A 19,940-nucleotide genomic window follows, 5' to 3' on the forward strand; every position below is an offset into this window, starting at 1 on the left:
TTCCCGAGATGAACCAATGGGAGGTTGCATGAACGTTGGAGCCCCGAGCAACCGGCTTCGAGGGCGGCCCCGGCCGATCTGTCACAAGTGAAGCCAATCTACGGCCAAGATTTGGTCAAGATTTACTCCTGTACATCGGGCCTCATTTCACCAGAAAGCGGGCACAACCACTCCGTCGGTCCGCTAAGCGGAGGTAAGCCCTGGTGAAAAAGACACGGGGGTTGATCGCGCTGTTGGCCGCGATCCTGACGCTGTCCGCGTGCGGGCAGCCGGAGTTCACCTACGTAAGGGACAAGAGCGGCACCACCTACTTCAAGGTGCCGGCCTCCTTCAAGCAGCTCGACGCGTACCCCATCGAGCTGTACCTGTCGGGCGACCACCCCCACTCGCAGGCGGCGCTGCTGCGGGCCCAGCGGGTCTGGTCGACGGCCTTCGACCAGTCGGCTCAACCCTCGGTCGCCCACCTGCTCGGCTCGGGCGACCCGTTCGTCTACGCCACCGTGCACCGGCTCACCGCCGAGCAGCGCGACGCGATCTCCCTCAACCTGCTGCGGGACTTCATCCTGCCGGTGACCGAGCAGACGCGCGCGCTCTACGCGCGGCAGGCCATGGCGACCGGCCAGGCGCCCCTGTTCAACCGCTTCGAACCCATCGGCGACGACGTCCTCAGCCTGGACGGCGGCGCCAGAGGCGTGCACGTCCGCTTCAACTACCAGATCGGCGCGTACGTCCAGACGTTCGACCACACCGCCATCCTCGACGAGAAGGGCGCCACGGTCTCCGTCATGCTCATCGGCTGCCGCTCGACCTGCTACCGCGAGCGCGCCGCCGAGTTCGACAAGATCGCGAGTTCTTTCAAGCTGCTCCGGCTGCCTGGATGAGGGAGCCTGTCCATGACGACCACCCACCACGAAGGGCTGCGCGCGCCCGGCAGCGGCCCGACCGACCCGGACTCCGTGACCAGGAAGAAGATGCAGTTCTGGGACCGGAGCAAGTTCCTCATCGTCCTCGTGCTGGCCTACCTCGTCCTCACCTGGAAGGTGATGGCGGACTTCGAGGGCATCATCAGCTTCCCCGAGGCGGCGCGGAGCGTCGCGCGGCCGTACCAGTGGATCTTCTGGCTGCTCGGCGCGGAGATCGTCAGGCAGGCCCACTTCCTCATCAGTGAGCGCTCACCCGGCTACCACCGCTTCTGGAGCAGGACGGTCTTCGGCGGGTTCGAACGCTGGACGCACCTCCGCCTCGACGACTGGACGCGCTTCCGGCTCGCCAGGGCGCTGAAGATCGCGTTCTTCGTCACGCTGGTCGCGCTCGTGCTCGGCGCGGTGCTCGACGTCAGCCCGTTCGCCGCGCTGCTACAGGCGCCGGCGCTGGTGTGGCAGGCCCTGCCGTTCTTCTTCCAGATCCTCTTCCTGTTCTTCTTCATCATCATCCAGTTCGTCGGGCTGTTCTGGTTCCTGTCCAGGGGCGGCGTCGAGACGTACTTCCCCGACGACATCAAGACCCGCTTCCACGACGTGTGGGGGCAGGACCACGTCGTCGAGCGGGTCCGCGAGAACATCGTCTTCCTCGAACGGCCCGACGAGATCGAACGGCGCGGCGGGTACGTGCCGAGCGGCCTGCTGCTGTGGGGGCCGCCCGGCACCGGCAAGACCCTCATGGCCGAGGCCGTGGCCGGGGAGACCGGCAAGCCGTACGTGTTCGTGGACCCGGGCGCGTTCACGAACATGTTCATGGGCATCGGCATCCTCAAGGTCAAGGGCCTGTTCAGGAAGCTGCGCAAGCTCGCGCTGCGCTACGGCGGCGTCATCGTCTTCTTCGACGAGGCCGAATCGCTCGGCAAGCGCGGCCGCCTCGCCCAGCAGGGGCCGCCCGGGCAGGGCGGCGGCTTCTCCGCCTGTCACGGCATGACCTATCTGTCCGAGCCCACCCGGCAAGTGCTCGCGTTCCGCCCCGGCCGCCATGCCGACCCGGAGCCTGAGCGGAGCAGCCGGTTCTTCCTGGGCGGCGGCATGATGAACAGCGGCGACCCCGGCACCCTGCAGGCCCTGCTCACCGAGCTGTCCGGGCTGAAGAAACCGCGCGGCTTCTTCAACCGCCTGGTACGCCGGCTGCTCGGCATGCGCCCCAAGCCGCCGCCCAAATACCGCATCCTCGTCATGATGGCCACGAACCGGCCCGACGCGCTCGACGAGGCGCTGCTGCGGCCCGGCCGCATCGACCGCATCTACAAGGTCGGCTACCCGTCCAAGGCCGGACGGGTGCGCACGTACCAGGGCTACTTCGACAAGGTGTCGCACGAGCTGACCGCCGAGCAGATCGACAAGCTCGCCACCATCACTCCGTATGCCACCGGCGCCACCATCAAGGACCTGGTCAACGAGTCGCTCATCACCGCCATCAGGGACGGCAGGGAGATCATCACCTGGTCCGACGTGCTGCGCGCCAAGCGGCTCAAGCAGCTCGGGCCGCCCGAGGACGTCGAGTACATCGAGCGCGAGCGGCACGCCGTGGCCGTGCACGAGGCGTGCCACGCCGTCGTCGCGTACGTGACCCGCTTCCACCTCGAGATCGACATCGCCACCATCGAGAAGGGCGCCGACTACCTCGGGATGGTCGCCTCGATCAAGCCCGAGGACCAGTTCACCCGGTGGAAGTCCGAGCACGAGGCCGACATCATGGTCTCCCTGGCCTCCCTGGCCGGCGAGCGGATGTTCTTCGGCGAGGACAACTCCTCCGGGGTCTCCGGCGACCTCTACTCCGCCACGTACCTGACGGCCATGATGGAGTCGTACTGGGGGATGGGCTCCGGCGTCACCTCCCTGCCCGCGCTCCAGGAGCTGGAGATCATGGGCGGCAAGGCGGTGCGGAAGACGGGCGGCGGCGCCATCGGCATCACCGACCGCGAGCCGGCCGGGCGTCCACCCGACCTGACGCCCGACGTGCTGGGGGAGCGCATCGAGTTCACCCTCGTGCGGCTGCTCGATCAGGCCGAGGAACTGCTGCGGCGGCACCGGCGCGAGGTGCTGTGCCTCGCGCACGCGCTGGAGACGCACAAGACGCTCAACGGTGACGACGTCGTGGCGGTCGTCCGCGGCGAGCGCGGCCCGCTGATCGACGGCACGGTGTACGCCTCGGACGCGTTCTACGAGGAGCTGGAGGAGTATCACAGGGACGCCGCCCAGGCCCACAAGGACCACAGCCCGATCGCCCGCACCCTTCCCACCCCGGTGGGCGCCCTGGACGCGGCCCCACCGGCCCCCATCACCCCGCCCACCGCGTACGGTCCGGCCACCACCCCGCCCACCGCGTACGGTCCGGCCACCACCCCGCCCACCGCGTACGGCCCGGCCACCACCTCGCCCACCGCGTACGGCCCCGCCGCCACCTCGCCCACCGCGTACGGCACGGCCATCGCACCGCCGGCCGCTCACGGCCCGGCCGGTCCTGCCATCGCCCCGCCCTATCTGGACGGCTCGGAAGGGCCGGTCGTGGCGCCCGCCGCATATGGCCCGGCCATCGCGCCGCCCGCCGGGTCCGGCGGGGAGCCGTCGGAGCGGCCCCAGTTCGTGCCGTGGGCCGCCGCGGGGCCGCCGCTCGCCCAGCCCGTCGCCCAAGTGCCCGTCGCTCAGCCGCCCGTCGCGGTGAGCGGGGGGCCGGGACGTGGGCGGAGGGTGTGGCTCGTCGTCGGGAGCCTGCTGGCGCTCGTGGCGCTGTCCCTGCTCACCGCGCTGGTCGTCACGGGCGTGCTGTCGGGCGCCACCGGCAGGACCGGCGCCGTGGCGGGCCGCACGGGCACCACCCCGGCCGTCAGCGGGGCCGGCGGCGGGGGCGGCGCGGTGACCGCGCCCGGCATCGCCTCACCGGGCCTGCTGCTCCTGCTGTTCGTGGTGATCGTCGGGGTGATCGTGGGCGCCGGGCTGGCGTACGCGGCCGTCAAGGGCATCCGTACGGCCCAGGCCAAGGCGGAGCGGGAACGCGACCAGGCGCACGCCCGCGCCCAGTTCCTGGCCGCCGCGATGGACCCGGACACCGCCATGCGCCTGCTCGGCTACGACGGGACCGACCCCGGCCGCCGTACCTGACGGCCCGACGTGCCCAGGCCACCCGGCCCCGGCGCGTCAGCGTGCGGAACACCCGGCCACGGCGCGTCAGCGTCCGGCGACCACGATCATCCGCCGGCTGTCGATCGTCAGCGGCCCGCCCTCCGCGCCGAAGGCATGAACGCTCGTGAACCCGGCGGCGAGCATCAGGTCCCGCACTTCGGGAAAGGTGAACAGCCGCACGAAGGAGGGAACCGTCCTGACGTGTCCGTCGCGGACGATCGTCCGCTCGACCACGTTCCTGCCGGTCTCCAGATCGAGGCGGTGCCGCTCGACGACCAGGTCGCCGCCGCGCTCGACCACGGTGGACGCCTGGTAGCCGCGGACGACGGCCGCGTAGTTGTTGAGGTCGATCGCGATCCGCCTCCTGGTCAGGCCGCAGGTCGAGCAGCCGCCAGATCAGGGCGGCGTCGGCGTCGGCGCGGGCGTCGAGCTGCTCGGCGAAGAAGTGGAGGTAGTCGTCGTCGAAGAGACCTTCGGCGTCGAACGCCGGCTCGGTCATGGCACTCCGTCACCGGGTCATCGCGACGGCGGCGAGCTCGGGGGCGGGACGGCCGTCCAGGATGGCGCGGGCCATGGCGTCCCCCACGTACGGGCCCATCGTCAGTCCCGCCGCCCCGAAGCCCGTCACGACGTGCACCCCGGGAGCCCCCGGCAGCGCGCCCGCGATCGGGAGGTCCTCCGACGGGAGCGGGCGCAGCCCCACCCGGGTCTCGATGAGCGTGGCGCCGGCGAGCCCGGGGGCGAGGCGGAGGGCGTCCGAGAGGACCTGCCACTGGCCCTGCGCGGTCACCCGCGCGTCGAACCCGCTGCCGGTCTCCCTGGTCGCCCCCACCGCCACCCGCGAGTCGTCGAAGCCCACCAGGTAGTGGTGGGACATCGGGTGCACCGACGGCCAGCCACCGGTGTCGACGCCGTCGAGGCGCAGGTGGGTGATCTGGCCGCGCTGCGGCTCGACGGGCACGCGCACGCCGTACGGTTCGAGCAGCCGGTTCGTCCACGCGCCCGCGGCCACCAGCACGTCGTCGGCCGCCAGCCGTTCTGAGCCCACTCCTGAGCCCACTCCTGAGCCCACTTCTGAGCGCACCTCGACCTCCGGCGCCCCCTGCGGGCGGGGCAGCAGCCTGGCCTCGCCGCTCACCCGGCGGGCGCCGTAGTGGGCCGCGCCCTGGAGCAGGGCGTCCCGCAGGGTGCGGCCGTCCACCCGGCCGCCGCCGGTGACGAGCACGCCTTCGAGGCCGGGCGCGAGCACGGGGACCAGCGCGCGTACCTCGTCGCTGTCGAGACTTCGCACGTCGCCGACGATCGCGCCGGCCGTGCGGGCGCGCGCCTCCACGCGGGCCCGCGCCTCGGCCAGCCGCGCCGGGTCCTCGTGGACGAGCAGCGAACCGGTCCGCCGGTGGTCGGTACGCCGCACCCCCGCCTCCGCCAGCAGCTCGATGAGTTCCGGGTAGTAGGCGGCGCCGGCGGCGTACAGGTCGTAGAACGGGCCCTCGACCGTGGAGATCCACGGCGAGATGATGCCCGCGCCCGCCGCGGTGGCCTGCCCGGCCAGGCCCGAGTCGACGACCGTGACGGCCGCTCCCCGCCGGGCCAGCGCGAAGGCGGCGCTCGCGCCGGCGATGCCGCCGCCGATGACGATGACGTGGTGTGACACCCGAAACGTCCTCTCCGTGGGCTTTATCCGCGAGGCTATCGAGTTCGGAGCCCGCCGTTCCGGGTACCACCTGCGACGACCAGTACGCGCAAGGCCGGCGCAAGCCCTCACGATGCCCGGCACCCGTGGGGGAGCCCGATGGACGTATCCGCAGCGGTGTGGTGGCTGACGATCCTGGGCATCGTCGCGCTGCTGGCGTTCGACTTCTTCTTCCACGTCCGCCACGCGCACGTGCCCACCCTGCGCGAGGCGGCCGTCTGGTCCGCCCTGTACGTCGGCATCGCGCTGCTGTTCGGCGTCGGCGTGTGGTGGTTCGGCGGCTCGGACGCGGGCGCCGAGTATTTCGCCGGTTACGTCACCGAGAAGGCGCTCTCGGTGGACAACCTGTTCGTCTTCCTCGTCATCATGGGCAGCTTCAAGGTGCCGCGCGCCGACCAGCAGAAGGCGCTGCTGTTCGGCATCGTGTTCTCGCTGCTCGCGCGGACGGGGTTCATCCTGGTCGGGGCCGCGCTGATCAACCTGTTCGCCTGGGTGTTCTACGTCTTCGGCCTCATCCTGCTGCTCACGGCGGGCAACCTGCTCAGGCCGGAGGGGGAGGAGAGCCACTCGCCCGACAACCTCATGGTGCGGGTGGCCCGCAGGCTGCTGCGGACGAGCGACGAGTACGACGGCGACAAGTTGTTCACCGTACGGGACGGGCGCCGGGTGATGACCCCGATGCTGCTCGTCATGATCGCCATCGGCGGCACCGACATCCTGTTCGCGCTCGACTCGATCCCCGCCATCTTCGGCCTCACCCAGAACGTCTACATCGTCTTCACCGCGACCGCGTTCTCCCTGCTGGGCCTGCGCCAGCTCTACTTCCTCATCGACGGCCTGCTCGACCGGCTCATCTACCTCAGCTACGGCCTGGCCGCCATTCTCGGTTTCATCGGCGTCAAGCTGATCCTGCACGCGCTGCACGAGAACAACGTGCCGTTCATCAACGACGGGCAGCCGGTGAAGGTGGTCGAGATCAGCACCGGGCTGTCCCTGACGGTGATCATCGGCGTGCTGCTGGTCACCGTGGTCGCCTCGCTGGCCAGCCCCAGGGGCCGGGCCCGCAACGTGGTGTCGGTGGTGCGCCGGCACGCCCAGCAGTACCTGGACGTCGAGCACGACCCCGAGGTGCGCGAGGAGATCTACCGGCGGCTGCTCGCCGAGGAGGCCAGGCTGGCCGACCTGCCGCCCAAGCACCGCGACCTCGCCGCGGACGAGCGGCTGGTCGCGCTGCTGCGCCGTGCGCACGCGGAGCACGACCGCGCCTGAGCGGCGCTCAGATGCGGATGCCGAGCCGGGCGATCGGCTCGACCAGCTCCTCCTCCTCGTACGCGAAATGCGACGACAGCACCCGCACCAGCCGGTCCACCTCGGCCCTGACCTGCTCGATCGCGGCCTGGTCCGCCAGCAGCGCCACGCACGCGGCGTCGAGCCGGTCGAGCAGCTCGGCGATCACCTCGTGCTCCTGCTCCAGCTTCTTGACCACCGGCGCCAGCGTCGAGTCGCGCTCCAGGACGGCGGGGAACATCGACTCGTCCTCGATCGTGTGGTGCACGGTCAGCAGCCGGTTGAACGTGGCGCAGAACGTGCCGAGCGTCCAATGGTTCTGCCGCACGCTCAGCCGGTTGATCGCCGAGCGCAGCGCGCCGGTGTCGGCGTGGCCCGCGGCCACCTGCTCCACCGCGTCCTGGACCTGCCGCAGCTCCTGCCGGTAGCCGTCGTGCACCTGCACGAGGTGACGGCCCAGACGCAGCTGCTCGGGCGTCAGCGCCGCCGGGTCCTGCTTGGGCGCGTGCGGCCGGCCCGTCTCGTCGAGGTCGTCGAGCGGGGTGAGCGTGACGGGCCGCTCGGCGACGGGCTCGGGTTCGCCGCGCTCCTTGGCCACGGCCTCGCGTACGGCGGGCGCCACCTCTTCGGCGAACGTGCGCAGGTCACGCTCGGCGTCCTCACCGGGCGCCAGCACGAACCCGGTCATCCCCACCTCGAACACCAGCTCCGTCAGCTGCTCGGCCCACAGCGCGGCGGGCCCGTCGAGGAACCCGCGCCCCGGCAGCGGCGAGAACGTTCCGCCCACGTTGTAGATCCGGCGGATGCAGGCCGGGTCGCGCCCCGCGTCCTCGGCGGCGGCGTCCAGCACCTTCGCCTGGCGGGCCACCGCGCCGGGCGGGCTGTAGAAGGAGGACGGCAGCCAGCCGTCGCCCATCCGCCCGGTCAGCTCCAGCATCCTGCGCTTGATCGCGCCGATCCAGATGCCGATCGGATGCGCGGGGAACGGCCCGGGCGCTGCTCCGGCGAGCCGGTGATGGTTGCCCTCGAACACGACGGGGTCGCCCGGCGTCCAGAGCGCCCGCAGCACCGTGACGGCCTCGGCCAGCGCCTCGATCGACTCGCCAGGCGACAGGCGGCGCCCGCCCATCGCGGCGATCGCGTCCCAGAACGCCCCCGCGCCCAGCCCCAGCTCCACCCGGCCGCCGCTGAGCAGGTCGAGCGAGGCGGCGGCGCGCGCCAGCACGGCCGGGGGCCGCAGCGGCAGGTTGACCACGTCGGGGACCAGCCGGATCCGCTCGGTGCGGGCCGCGATCACCGACAGCAGCGTCCAGGTGTCCAGGAACCCCGCCTGGTACGGATGGTCCTGGACCCCGACCAGGTCCAGGCCGAGCCGGTCGGCCAGCGTCACGTGGCGCAGCAGCCGCTCGCGCCCCTCGGCCTCCGGCGACAGGAACGCGCCGAACCACAGATCATGCATGTCCATCCCCCCGAGTCGATGTTCGCACGGCCCCGTGAACCGCCGCCCGCTGCCCTCCGTCTTACGGATGTGCACCGGTTCCGCGCGCCCCTGGCCGCCCTCCTCCTCGCCTGCGCCGCCTGCTCGACCACGGTGGAGTGCACGGCGATCGGCACCCCCGTCGGCGTGAGCCTCGCCGTACGCGCGCCGCTCGCGGCCCGCGCCCAGGAGGCCGACCTGGAGGTCTGCTGGGACGGCTCTTGCCGCCGGGCCCGCGCCGAGCTGTTCCCCACCACGCGGGCGGGCGAGCAGACCTGCTCCGGCGACACCTGCTCGGTGACGGCCGTGCCGACCGGCGACAAGCACGGCTTCGGCGGCGTCGCCGGGCTGCCCGCGCGGCCGGTGGAGGTCAGGCTGACGCTGCGGGACGCGCAGGCGAAGCCGCTGCTCGAACGTACGGTGCGGGCCACCCCGAAGGAGCGCTTCCCCAACGGGCCCCAGTGCGGTGCCGGCGGGCCCAACACCACTGTTACGGTCATGCCTGATGGGAGCGTACGGACGGAAACGTGATTAACACGGCGTTCACATTCGGGCAAAAAGCGGGAAACGGCTGTCCGTAAGACTCGGCGTGGCTGAGAAGAACCCCGAAAGGACCGCCGTGAGCTACAAGGCTGAGTACATCTGGATCGACGGCACCGAGCCCACCGCCATGATGCGCTCGAAGACGAAGATCCTGACCGACGGAGCCGAGCCGCCGGTCTGGGGTTTCGACGGCTCCAGCACCAACCAGGCCGAGGGCCACTCCTCCGACCGCGTGCTGCGCCCCGTGTTCGTCTGCCCCGACCCCATCCGCGGCGGCGACAACAAGCTCGTGCTGTGCGAGGTCGAGGAGATCGACGGCGCGCCGCACTCCAGCAACACCCGCGCCCTGCTGCGCCCGGTCGCCGAGCAGTACGCCGACCAGGAGTCCTGGTTCGGCATCGAGCAGGAGTACACCTTCTTCAAGGGCAGCCGCCCGCTCGGCTTCCCCGAGGGCGGCTTCCCCGCCCCGCAGGGCCACTACTACTGCGGTGTCGGCGCCGAGGCCGTGTTCGGCCGCGACATCGTCGAGCTCCACCTCGACCGCTGCCTCGCCGCCGGCCTGAAGGTCTCCGGCATCAACGCCGAGGTCATGCCCGGCCAGTGGGAGTTCCAGATCGGCCCGGCCGGTCCCGTCGAGGCCGCCGACCACATGTGGGTCGCCCGCTACCTGCTCTACAGGACGGCCGAGGAGTTCGGCGTCGAGGCCACCCTCGACCCCAAGCCCGCCCGCGGCGACTGGAACGGCGCCGGCGCCCACACCAACTTCTCCACCCGCGCCATGCGCGAGGGCTACGACGCCATCATCACCGCCTGCGAGGCGCTCGGTGAGGGCGACAAGCCGATGGAGCACGTCTCCCAGTACGGCGCCGACATCGAGCTGCGCCTGACCGGCCACCACGAGACCGCCCCGTGGAACAAGTACACCTACGGCGTGTCCAACCGTGGCGCGTCCGTGCGCATCCCGTGGCAGGTCGAGGTGGACAAGAAGGGCTACATCGAGGACCGCCGCCCCAACGCCAACGTCGACCCGTACGTGGTCACCCGGCTGCTGGTGAGCACCTGCTGCGCCGCCCTGGAGAAGGCCGGCCAGGTCTGATCCTGCTCACGAAAAGGGCCCCTCGCATCAGCGAGGGGCCCTTTCGCGTGTGTCAGGCCAGGCGGAAGTCCAGGTCGGGGACGATCTCCGCGACGTCCATCTGCGCCTTCTGCAGCCGGCCGGAGTGATCCCAGTTCATCGCCTGCCAGCGGGTGAACTGGTCGAGCACCCACATGCCCGACTGGCGGCTGCCGTTGCCCGACTTGCCGTTGCCGCCGAACGGCAGGTGCGCCTCGGCGCCCGAGGTGGAGTTGTTGACGCTGACCATGCCCGCCAAGACGCCCTCGCGGAAGCGGAAGGCGTGCCTGGCGTCGGTCGTGTAGATCGAGCTGGACAGGCCGTAACCGGGCAGGTTGGCCAGCTCGATCGCCTCGTCCATGGTCGCGAACGAGGCCACCCCGACGATCGGCCCGAACGTCTCCTCCATGAACAGCCGGTCACCGGGACGCACCCCGTCGACCACCACCGGGTGGTAGTAGAGCCCCTCACCGCCGTCGAAGCCGCCGCGCGGGTTGTCCTTCGTGATGCGGCCCGTAGCGCCCGTCACCACGCGGTGGTGCGGCTCGATCCAGGTCAGGTACTCCTCGTAGCGGTCGGCGAACTTGTGGTCGAGCAGCGGCCCGGCCAGCACCTCCGCGCGCGGGTCGCCGATCTTGGCCGACTCCACCGCCCGCGCGAACCGCTCGACGAACGCGTCGTGGACGCTCTCGTGCACGATCACCGTGCCGAGGCTCGTACAGCGCTGACCCGCCGTGCCGAACCCCGAGAACAGCGCACCCTCCACGGCCAGGTCGAGGTCCGCGTCCGGCATGATCACCATCGGGTTCTTGCCGCCCAGCTCCAGGCAGGCCGACTGCAGGTGACGGCCGGCCAGCTCGCCGACCTTCCTGCCCACCTCGCTGGAGCCGGTGAAGCCCACCTTCTGCACGCTGCCCGCGCCCAGCGCCAGCTCCAGGCCCCTGAAGGTCTCGGCGCCGTCGGCGAAGACGATGTTCAGCACGCCGTCGGGCAGGCCGGCCGCCACGAACAGCTGGTACATCGCGTGCGCCGACGCGGCGGCGTACTCGGCGGGCTTCCACACCACCGCGTTGCCGCACAGCAGCGCCGGCACGAGATACCACGACGGGACCGCCACCGGGAAGTTCCCCGCCGTGATCACCGCCGCGACCCCGACCGGGGTGCGGAAGGTGAACAGGTTCTTGTCCGGCATCTCCGACGGGACCGTCTGCCCGTACAGCCTGCGGCCCTCGCCCAGGAAGAAGTCGCAGGTGTCGACGATCTCCCTGACCTCGCCCAGCGCCTCACCGTACGGCTTGCCGATCTCCTCGGTCACCAGGGCCGCGAGACGCTCGGCGTTGGCCTCCACCAGCCTGCCGATGGAGGCGATCACCCGGCCGCGCACCGGCGCCGGCACCTTGGCCCACTCGCGCTGGGCCTCCTTGGCCGTACGGCAGGCGGCGGCGAACGTGTCGGCGTCGGCCAGCCCGACTCTCGCCACGACCTCGCCGGTGCGGGCGGGGTTGACGGAGTCGTACGTGGACGCGGCCTCCGCGTCCTTGCCCCCCACGATGGAAACGATCTGACGGCTCACCGCTGCCCTCCTCATAGTTCCTCCGGCTAGACAATCATCCCGCCGCAAAAAACCCAAGGTGACCCGACCACGAAGGGGCCGCGCGGCCCGGCCACCACGCAGCCTGCGGCCCGGCCTGCACCGGCCCCCGTTACGCGTCGGTCGTCACCGGGCTCCGTGGCTCAGGATGAGCTCGGCGACCCGGCCGGGCACGCCCTCGGACAGCAGGGAATGTCCCATCCCCTCGACCGTCTCCAGCCGTGCCCCCGGGATCAGGGCGGCCAGCGCCTCGCCATGGGGGAGCGGGAGCAGCGGATCCTCGGTGCCGTGCACCACCAGCGTGGACGCCCTGATCTCCGAGAGCGGGGCGAGCCGGTCGGGGGTCAACGTCCGTCCGGCCAGGTCGTGGTTGCCGGCCGTGGCCGGATCGCCGGCCTCGTCGTGGGCGTACTCGGCCAGCCGCCGCGCCCCGTCCTCGTCGAACGGCAGCACGTCCCCGCTCAGCACCCGCCACGTCTCGACGGCGGCGGCCAGGATCTCCTCGCGGGTGGTGCGCAGGACCGGCGACATGAGGTGGGCGAGCAGCCGGGGACGGGGCGGCGGCAGCGCACCCGGATCAGGCTCCTGCCCGGCCAGCGCCCGTGCCCAGGCCGGCCCTTGGTCCACACCCATGGGCGCGCTCATGATCAGGGTGAGGGCCGCGACCCGCTCCCGCCGGTGCACACCCAGGAGCTGCGCCACCACCCCACCGAGCGAGGCCCCGACCACATGGGCGGTGGCGATGTCGTACGCGTCGAGCACGGCGACGGCGTCATCGGCCAGGTCGGTAGCGGTGTACGGATGGACGGAGAAATCGACCCAGTCGGACCGCCCGGTGTCGCGATGATCGAACCGGATCACCTGCCGCCCACCGGCCACCAGAACCCGCACCAGCTCATCGGGCCACCCCAGGCCCGGGGTGGAGGTTCCCATGACGAGCAGCACCGCCGGATCCCCAGAATCCCCGAACCGCTCGGTCCACAAGTTCAGTTGCCCGGATTTGACGAATTTTCCGCCTTCAGCAGCCATGCCCGCGAATATAGGCCCTCAATTCGCATTAATCGAATAAGATGCGGAATATCAATATTCGTGATATAATAGAATTACAAAGAACGAGTGATATGCGCCGATTCCGGAGCCGAAGGCCGGCCGCGTCATGACCACCGACGCTGACCATCTCTCAACCGTCACCAGGCCCTTGGAAGCCATATCCCAGAGGGACACGTAGCGCTGAAAGGCAGGCCGAGCCCACCGCCGGCGGCGGGCTTCGCGACGTACGTCGATGGCGTCGGGTGTCAGGCGGAGAAGTCGGCGAAGTCGAAGCCGGGGGAGACCACGCAGCTCACCAGCACCGCCTCGTCCCCGGCCGGGCGCGCCGACTGCCAGACCCCGCCCGGCACGACCGCCTGCGGCACCTGGCCGTTCTCGACGTCCTGCCCCAGGGTGACGGCGGAGTCGCCGATGGTCAGCGCCAGCGGCCCGCCCCGATGCCACAGCCACAGCTCCGTCGAGCGCACCACGTGCGGCACGGACTCCTCGCCCGGGTGGAGCAGGAAGTAGATGGCGGTGGCGCTGGCACGCTCCCCCGGATAGCCGTCCGGCGTGAACGTCACCGGCGACCGCCACGTCTCCCTGAACCAGCCGCCCTCGGGATGCGGCAGCAGGTCGAGAGCGGCGGCGACGGGCGGACGCTCGACGAACGCGACGGGGGCGCCGGTGACGTCTCTGCGCAGGAAGCGTCCGTCGAGAACGAGCTGGCCGTCGAGCGAGCTGGCCAGCGCCGCCGCCTCGTCGGCCACTTCGATGGACGGGCCGTCAGGGTAGATCCGCAACTCCACAGAGCGAGTCTAGGCGTCCCCGCGACACACGGATCAGGCCGGTCCGGGCGGAGGGCGTGGCGCTGGTCACGGGTGGGAAACGGGGGCGGGAATTGTCGGTGCGGCTGGCTAGTCTGCGGCAGGTGATCGAACGGTGGAGCCGTGATCAGGTCCTCGCCCTCGCCCCTGACGCCTCGTCCCGCAAGGCGGCGCAGGGCGTGGCCACGCCCGCGAAATGGCCGGTGCGCGGCCACACGGGCATGGTCGTCTACGGCGAGTGCAAGGGCAGCGGGTCCACGCCCTACCTGGCGTGCGTCGACCTGAGCGAGCCCGCCTACCGGTGCAGCTGCCCGAGCCGCAAGTTCCCGTGCAAGCACGCGCTGGGGCTCCTGCTCCTGTGGTCCGACGAGGCGATCCCGGCCGAGGCGGGCGCGCCGCAGTGGGTGACGGAGTGGCTCGACAGCCGCGCCGAACGCGCCGCCAAGTCCGCCGCCCGCGCCGCAACCACCGCCGACACAACAGCCGCCGAACAGACCGCCGCCGGGAAGGCCGCCGCCGAGCAGGTCGCCGCCGAGCAGGTCGCCGCTGAGGCAACCCTCGCGGGCCCTGATGGCGGCAGCTCGGTCTGGGGCGATTCGGTCGGGGGCGATGAGGCATCGAGCGACGCCCGTGGGGCGGGGAGCGGTGCCCAGCGGGTGAGTGCGGGTGGGCGGGGTGGCTCGCGTGCGGCCGGGGCGGAGTCCGTACGGCATGGGCGGGTCGCCGCTGGGCTGGCCGAGCTGGAGCGGTGGTTGGCCGACCAGGTGCGGCAGGGGCTGGCGGTGGCGGCCGGGCATGACTGGGAGGGGCTGGCCAAGCGGCTCATCGACGCGCAGGCGCCGGGCGTCGCGGGCATGGTGTCGCGGTTGTCGCGCGTGCGGGCCGAGGAGGGGTGGCCGGGGCGGTTGCTGGAGGAGTACGCCCTGCTCAATCTGCTCGCCGTCGCCTACCGAAGGCGGGCTGAGCTGCCGCCGGACCTCGCGCGTACGGTGCTCATCCGGGTCGGGTTCCCCGTGACCAAGGAGGAGGTGCTGACGGGTCCGGCGGTCCGGGACGTGTGGCATGTCCTGGGGCGGCGTGACGAGACGCAGGACCGGTTGACCGCGCGCCGGGTGTGGCTGCGCGGCCGCCGTACGCGACGGGCCGCCCTCATCCTGTCCTTCGCGCCGCAGGGGCAGCCGCTCGACGCCTCCCTGGTGACGGGCACCGCCATCGACGCCGACCTGGCCTACTACCCGGGCGCCGCCCCGCTCCGCGCCCTGGTGGCGACCCGCCACACCCCGGCCATGTCCACCGAGGTGTCCACCGAGGGGCCTGAGCCCGTGCCTGCCGGGATGACGCCCGCCGAAGCCCTCGACGAGGTGGCCCGCGCGCTCGCCGAGGACCCGTGGACGGAGTCCTGGCCGCTCGTCCTCACGGGCGTGATCCCCGGCCGGCGCACCATCGGCGGCCTGCCGCTGCATCCGCGCTCCCACGACCCCTGGCGCCTCATCGCCGTCTCCGGCGGCCACCCGCTCACCGTGGCCGCCGAATGGACGCCGGCCGGCCTGCGCCCCCTGACCACTTGGGACGACGAAGGAACGACGGTGATCCTGTGACCGGCTGGGACGACCTCGCTTCGACCGCGCTCGTGGGCACCGACCGCCGCCCGTACCCCGGCGACCTGCTGGAAGCAGCCGCCGTGGAGTCCGTACGCCGGCGAGCGGGCACCAAAACCCCTGACGAGCCGCCACAAGCCGCAGCGCCCGGCGAGAGCCGTGCGTCCGGTGATGGGGGTGCCGCCGGTGCGGGGCGGGCGGCTTCGGAGGAGCGGGGGGTCGTGGGGAGGCGGGCGGCGGAGCGGTTGCGGCGGATTCTCGGGGGTGAGCATGAGCGGCTGCTGCCCGAGTGGCTGGCCGCCGCGGCCGCGACCAGCCGGATCGTGCCGCCGTACGTGCTGCCCGACCTGCTGGAGCGCGGGCGGCGGGACCGGTCGATGCGGGTGCATCTGGGCGTGCTGGCCGGGCAGCGGGGGCGCTGGCTGGCCGGGCTCAACCCCGGCTGGGACTACCTGCTGGAGGAGCCGACCGGTGAGACGTGGGAGCTGGGCGGCGCGGCCGACCGGCGGGCCCATCTGACCGCGCTCAGAGCAGCCCGCCCGGCTCAGGCCAGGGAGTTGCTGGAGAGCACGTGGGAGCAGGAGTCGCCGGACGATCGGGCCGGGTTCGTGGAGGTGCTGGCCGAGGGGCTGAGCATGGACGACGAGCCGTTCCTGGAGGAGGCGCTCGACGACCGCCGCAGGGAGGTGCGCCAGGCCGCCGCCAACCTGCTGACCCGCCTGCCGGAGTCCCGCATGTCGCGGCGCATGGCGGGAAGGCTGCGCGCCTGCGTGACGATCGCCGGCGGCGTCATCGCCGTCCAGGCCCCCACAGCCTGCGACAGGGAGATGGAACGCGACGGCGTACGCCAGAAGCCGCCCCGTGGCACCGGCGAGCGCGCCTGGTGGCTGCAGCAGATCATCGCCCGCGCCCCGCTCTGCGTCTGGGACCACCCGCCCGCCCGGCTGCTCGCCATGAAGATCCCCGACTGGGACGCCGAGGTGAAGGGCGCCTGGGTGCGCGCGGCGGTGCTGCAGCGCGACCCGGAGTGGGCGCGGGCCATGTTCGGCTGGGACCCGATCGCCGACCTGCTCGTGGCTCTGCCGCCCGCGGAGCAGCAGGAGCTGGCGGCCAGGTTCGTCGCGGAGCACGACCTCGACAGCCAGCTCATCATGGTGCTCGGCGGGGTGTCGTCCCATTGGGGTGAGGGCCTGGCGACGGCCGTCCTCCGCAAGATCGTGAAAGTGAACACCACGCAGCCGTGGAACCTCGCCGAGCTGGTCAAGCTGGCCGGTGAGCACATCGACCCCGACCTGCACGAGCTGGCCGAAGACTTCTCCCCGGCCGAACCCGTCCAGAGGGTCGCCGCCCTGCTGCGTTTCCGCGCTGACATGTACAAGGAGCTCCACCGATGACCGTTCTGCGCCCGCACGCGGAAGACCAGTACGCCGAGGAGCTCGCCTTCCTCGCCAAGGACGACGACCGGCCGAGGCCGCCGGGCTGGAAGCTGTCGCCGTGGGCCGTCACCACGTACATCCTGGGCGACGGTGACCGCATCACCCCCAAATACGTGGGCGCGCGCCGCATCGTCGAGGTCGCGGTCGCCACCCTCGCCACCGACCGCGCGCTGCTGCTGCTCGGCGTGCCCGGCACCGCGAAGACCTGGTTGTCCGAGCACCTCGCCGCCGCCATCAGCGGCGACTCGACGCTGCTCGTGCAGGGCACGGCCGGTACGGCGGAGGAGGCCATCCGTTACGGCTGGAACTACGCGCGGCTGCTGGCCGAGGGCCCGTCGCTCGAGGCGCTCACCCCGTCGCCGGTCATGCGCGCCATGGCCGAGGGCCGGGTGGCCCGCGTCGAAGAGCTCACCCGCATGCCGTCCGACGTCCAGGACGCGCTGATCACCGTGCTGTCGGAGAAGACGCTGCCCATTCCCGAGCTCAACAGGGAGGTCCAGGCCGAGCGCGGCTTCAACGTCATCGCCACCGCCAACGACCGCGACCGGGGCGTCAACGAGCTGTCCAGCGCGCTGCGCCGCCGGTTCAACACCGTCGTGCTGCCGGTGCCCGCCACCGCCGACGAGGAGGTCGACATCGTCGCCCGCCGCGTCGCCCAGCTCGGCCGTTCGCTGGAGCTGCCCGAGACGACGACGGGGCCGGCGGAGATCCGGCGGGTGGTGACCGTGTTCAGGGAGCTGCGCACGGGGGTGACCGAGGACGGCCGCACCAAGCTCAAGTCGCCCAGCGGCACCCTGTCGACCGCCGAGGCCATCTCGGTGCTGACCAGCGGCATCGCCCTGGCCGCCCACTTCGGCGACGGGGTGCTGCGGGCGTCCGACGTGGCGGCCGGGATCGTCGGGGCGGTGGTGCAGGAGCCGGTGTCGGATCGGGTGGTGTGGCGCGAATACCTGGAGACGGTCGTGCGCGAGCGTACGGACTGGCACGACTTCTACCGCGCCTGCCGCGAGGTGTCATGACCACTCCAAAGGTCTCCGTGCTCGGGGTGCGGCATCACGGGCCGGGGTCGGCGCGGGCCGTGCGGCGGGAGCTGGAGCGGTTGCGGCCCGACGCGATCCTCATCGAGGGGCCGCCCGAGGCCGACGCGCTCGTCGCGCACGCCTCCGGGCTCGAACCGCCGGTCGCGCTGCTGGCGCACGTGCCCGGGGCGCCGGCGCGGGCGGCGTTCTGGCCGTTCGCCGCGTTCTCGCCGGAGTGGCAGGCGATCAGGTACGGCACGTCGGCCGGCGTCCCGGTCCGGTTCTGCGACCTGCCCGCCGCCCACTCGCTCGCCGAGACCCGGGAGCCCGCCGCCCCCGGTGAGGCGCCCGTCGATCCCATCGGTGCGCTGGCCTCGGCGGCCGGTTACGACGATCCCGAGCGCTGGTGGGAGGACGTGGTCGAGCACCGTGGCGGTGACACGCCGTTCGCGGTGATCGCCGAGGCCATGTCCGCCGTACGCGAGGGGCACCGGCCGGACGAGCGGGAGGCCGCGCGCGAGGCGTACATGCGCAAGACCGTCCGCGCGGCCGTCAAGCAGGGCCACGGCCGGATCGCGGTGATCTGCGGCGCCTGGCACGTGCCCGCGCTGACGGCCCCCTTCCCGCCCGCCACCGCCGACAACGCGCTGCTGCGCGGCCTGCCGAGGGCGAAGGTCGAGCTGACGTGGGTGCCGTGGACGTACGGGCGGCTGGCGTCGTGGAGCGGCTACGGCGCGGGCATCACCTCGCCGGGCTGGTACCACCACCTGTTCGAGGCCGGGGACCGGCCGATCGAGCGGTGGCTGGCGCAGGCGGCGGCGGTGCTGCGCGACGAGGGGCTGGCGGTGTCGTCGGCGCACGTCATCGAGTCCGTACGGCTGGCCGAGAGCCTCGCCGCCCTGCGCGGCCGCCCGCTGGCGGGGCTCGGAGAGGTCACCGAGGCGGCCAGGGCGGTGCTGTGCGAGGGCGACGACCTGGCGGTCGAGCTGATCCAGCGGCGCATGGTGGTCGGCGACCGGCTCGGTCACGTCCCCGACGGCATCCCGATGGTGCCGCTCCAGCGCGACCTGCGCGACCGGCAGCGCAGCCTCAAGCTCAAGCCCGAGGCGCTCGACCGGGAGATCGACCTCGATCTGCGCAAACCGCTCGACCTCGACCGCAGCCACCTGCTGCACCGGCTGCGGCTGCTGGAGGTCGGCTGGGGCACGCCGGGGCAGGCGCGCGGGAAGGGCACGTTCAGGGAGACGTGGACGCTGCGCTGGCGGCCCGAGCACGACCTCGCGCTCATCGAGCACGCCGCCCTCGGCACCACCGTGGTCGCCGCCGCCGGGCGGCGCGCCCGCGACCTGGCGGCATCCGGGAAGGCGGCGCTGGCGGACCTGACGGGGCTGGTGGAGCAGTGCCTGCTGGCCGACCTGCCGGACGCGTTGCCGCACGTGCTGGCCGCCCTGTCGGCCAAGGCGGCGCTCGACACCGACGTCACCCGGCTGATGGCGGCGCTGCCCGCGATGGTGCGGGCACACCGCTACGGCGACGTGCGCGGCACCTCGGCGGAGGGGCTGGCGGTGATCGTCCGGTCGATGCTCGAACGGATCCGCGTCGGGCTCCCGGTCGCCGTGACGGGGCTGGACGACGGCGCGGCGGCCGACCTGCTCACACACGTGGACGCCGTGCACTCCGCGGTCGCCCTCCTCGACGCGGAAAGACCCGCCGTCGAAGGGGCGCCGAGGGGCCGGTGGATGGCGACGCTGCGCGCGATCAGCGAACGCCAGGACCTGCACGGCCTGATCGAAGGCCGGCTCACGAGGATCCTCCTGGACGCCGGCGAGCTGCACGACGCCGGTGACCGGATGTCGAGGGCGATGTCCCGGGGCCAGGCGCCGGCACGGGCGGCGGCGTGGGTGGAGGGGTTCCTGGCGGGCGGCGGGTTGCTGCTGGTGCACGACCCCCGCCTGCTGGGGCTGGTCGACGAGTGGCTGACCGGGCTGTCCTGCGAGCAGTTCACCGACGTGCTGCCGCTGCTGCGCCGCACGTTCGGCGCGTTCGCGCCCCCGGAGCGCCGGGCCGTGGGGGAGCGCCTGCGCTCGGCGGGCCGCGACGACGGGCCTGGCCGGCACGACGTGGACGACCACCGCGCCGCCCCAGCGGTGGCGACCGTCCTGTCGATCCTGGGAAGTACGGCGACCGGAGGAGGAGGTCGGGCCGGTGGGTGAGCGAGAT

At 72.3% G+C, this 19,940-nt stretch carries 15 protein-coding genes; 9 read left to right on the forward strand and 6 right to left on the reverse strand.

Features of this window, described 5'->3' with window-relative positions; all coding sequences use genetic code 11:
• The first annotated feature begins 203 nt into the window (after positions 1–203).
• On the forward strand, positions 204–881 hold the full coding sequence (locus AB0K28_RS02370; protein WP_364364091.1) for a hypothetical protein: 678 nt from the start codon (positions 204–206) through the stop codon (positions 879–881).
• A 12-nt stretch (positions 882–893) separates the two neighbouring features.
• Positions 894–4,085 (forward strand): AAA family ATPase, encoded by a 3,192-nt coding sequence (locus tag AB0K28_RS02375; protein ID WP_364364095.1) that lies wholly within the window; start codon positions 894–896, stop codon positions 4,083–4,085.
• A 66-nt stretch (positions 4,086–4,151) separates the two neighbouring features.
• Here the strand turns inward: AB0K28_RS02375 and AB0K28_RS02380 are convergent, their stop codons facing one another.
• Both AB0K28_RS02380 and AB0K28_RS02385 read right to left on the reverse strand, forming a co-directional pair.
• Entirely contained in the window at positions 4,152–4,406 is a 255-nt protein-coding gene (locus tag AB0K28_RS02380; RefSeq protein ID WP_345387051.1) for a hypothetical protein, read from the reverse strand.
• Between the two features lie 208 nt (positions 4,407–4,614).
• Positions 4,615–5,760, reverse strand: coding sequence for an FAD-dependent oxidoreductase (locus AB0K28_RS02385; RefSeq protein WP_364364099.1), 1,146 nt, complete (start codon positions 5,758–5,760; stop codon positions 4,615–4,617).
• 138 nt (positions 5,761–5,898) lie between these two features.
• On the opposite strand from AB0K28_RS02385, the gene AB0K28_RS02390 reads away from it, so the two are divergent.
• Positions 5,899–7,068: a TerC family protein gene (locus AB0K28_RS02390; protein ID WP_364364102.1), complete on the forward strand. Its 1,170-nt coding sequence runs from the start codon at positions 5,899–5,901 to the stop codon at positions 7,066–7,068.
• Between the two features lie 7 nt (positions 7,069–7,075).
• On the opposite strand, the gene AB0K28_RS02395 is transcribed toward AB0K28_RS02390, so the two are convergent.
• Positions 7,076–8,551: an LLM class flavin-dependent oxidoreductase gene (locus tag AB0K28_RS02395; protein ID WP_364364105.1), complete on the reverse strand. Its 1,476-nt coding sequence runs from the start codon at positions 8,549–8,551 to the stop codon at positions 7,076–7,078.
• Positions 8,552–8,614: 63 nt separating this feature from the next.
• Here AB0K28_RS02395 and AB0K28_RS02400 point away from each other — a divergent pair, with 63 nt between their 5' ends.
• Both AB0K28_RS02400 and glnII read left to right on the forward strand, forming a co-directional pair.
• The gene (locus tag AB0K28_RS02400; RefSeq protein ID WP_345387045.1) at positions 8,615–9,094 is read left to right on the forward strand and encodes a hypothetical protein; all 480 of its coding nucleotides are present in this window, start codon (positions 8,615–8,617) and stop codon (positions 9,092–9,094) included.
• A gap of 88 nt (positions 9,095–9,182) precedes the next feature.
• Positions 9,183–10,202: a glutamine synthetase gene (glnII, locus tag AB0K28_RS02405; RefSeq protein WP_345387043.1), complete on the forward strand. Its 1,020-nt coding sequence runs from the start codon at positions 9,183–9,185 to the stop codon at positions 10,200–10,202.
• A gap of 52 nt (positions 10,203–10,254) precedes the next feature.
• Here glnII and AB0K28_RS02410 read toward each other — a convergent pair whose 3' ends face one another.
• From AB0K28_RS02410 to AB0K28_RS02420, 3 genes are all read right to left on the reverse strand, one after another.
• Positions 10,255–11,793 (reverse strand): aldehyde dehydrogenase family protein, encoded by a 1,539-nt coding sequence (locus tag AB0K28_RS02410; protein WP_364364110.1) that lies wholly within the window; start codon positions 11,791–11,793, stop codon positions 10,255–10,257.
• Between the two features lie 144 nt (positions 11,794–11,937).
• Entirely contained in the window at positions 11,938–12,840 is a 903-nt protein-coding gene (locus tag AB0K28_RS02415; protein WP_364364113.1) for an alpha/beta hydrolase, read from the reverse strand.
• 266 nt (positions 12,841–13,106) lie between these two features.
• Positions 13,107–13,649, reverse strand: coding sequence for a cupin domain-containing protein (locus AB0K28_RS02420; protein WP_364364116.1), 543 nt, complete (start codon positions 13,647–13,649; stop codon positions 13,107–13,109).
• Positions 13,650–13,771: 122 nt separating this feature from the next.
• Between AB0K28_RS02420 and AB0K28_RS02425 the strand changes: the two genes are divergently transcribed.
• The 4 genes from AB0K28_RS02425 to AB0K28_RS02440 are packed head-to-tail and all read left to right on the forward strand — an operon-like array spanning position 13,772 to position 19,933.
• Positions 13,772–15,265, forward strand: a complete 1,494-nt coding sequence (locus tag AB0K28_RS02425) for an SWIM zinc finger family protein (RefSeq protein WP_364364119.1) — start codon at positions 13,772–13,774, stop codon at positions 15,263–15,265.
• A complete protein-coding gene (locus AB0K28_RS02430) occupies positions 15,262–16,659 on the forward strand; it encodes a DUF5691 domain-containing protein (RefSeq protein ID WP_364364122.1) in 1,398 nt (465 codons plus the stop codon). The genes AB0K28_RS02425 and AB0K28_RS02430 overlap by 4 nt, the downstream gene beginning before the upstream one ends.
• A complete protein-coding gene (locus AB0K28_RS02435) occupies positions 16,656–17,720 on the forward strand; it encodes an AAA family ATPase (protein WP_364364125.1) in 1,065 nt (354 codons plus the stop codon). Before AB0K28_RS02430 ends, AB0K28_RS02435 begins: the two co-directional genes overlap by 4 nt.
• On the forward strand, positions 17,717–19,933 hold the full coding sequence (locus tag AB0K28_RS02440; RefSeq protein ID WP_364364128.1) for a DUF5682 family protein: 2,217 nt from the start codon (positions 17,717–17,719) through the stop codon (positions 19,931–19,933). The genes AB0K28_RS02435 and AB0K28_RS02440 overlap by 4 nt, the downstream gene beginning before the upstream one ends.
• Positions 19,934–19,940 lie beyond the last annotated feature (7 nt).

Source organism: Nonomuraea sp. NPDC049504, assembly GCF_040676845.1.
GTDB lineage: Bacteria > Actinomycetota > Actinomycetes > Streptosporangiales > Streptosporangiaceae > Nonomuraea > Nonomuraea salmonea.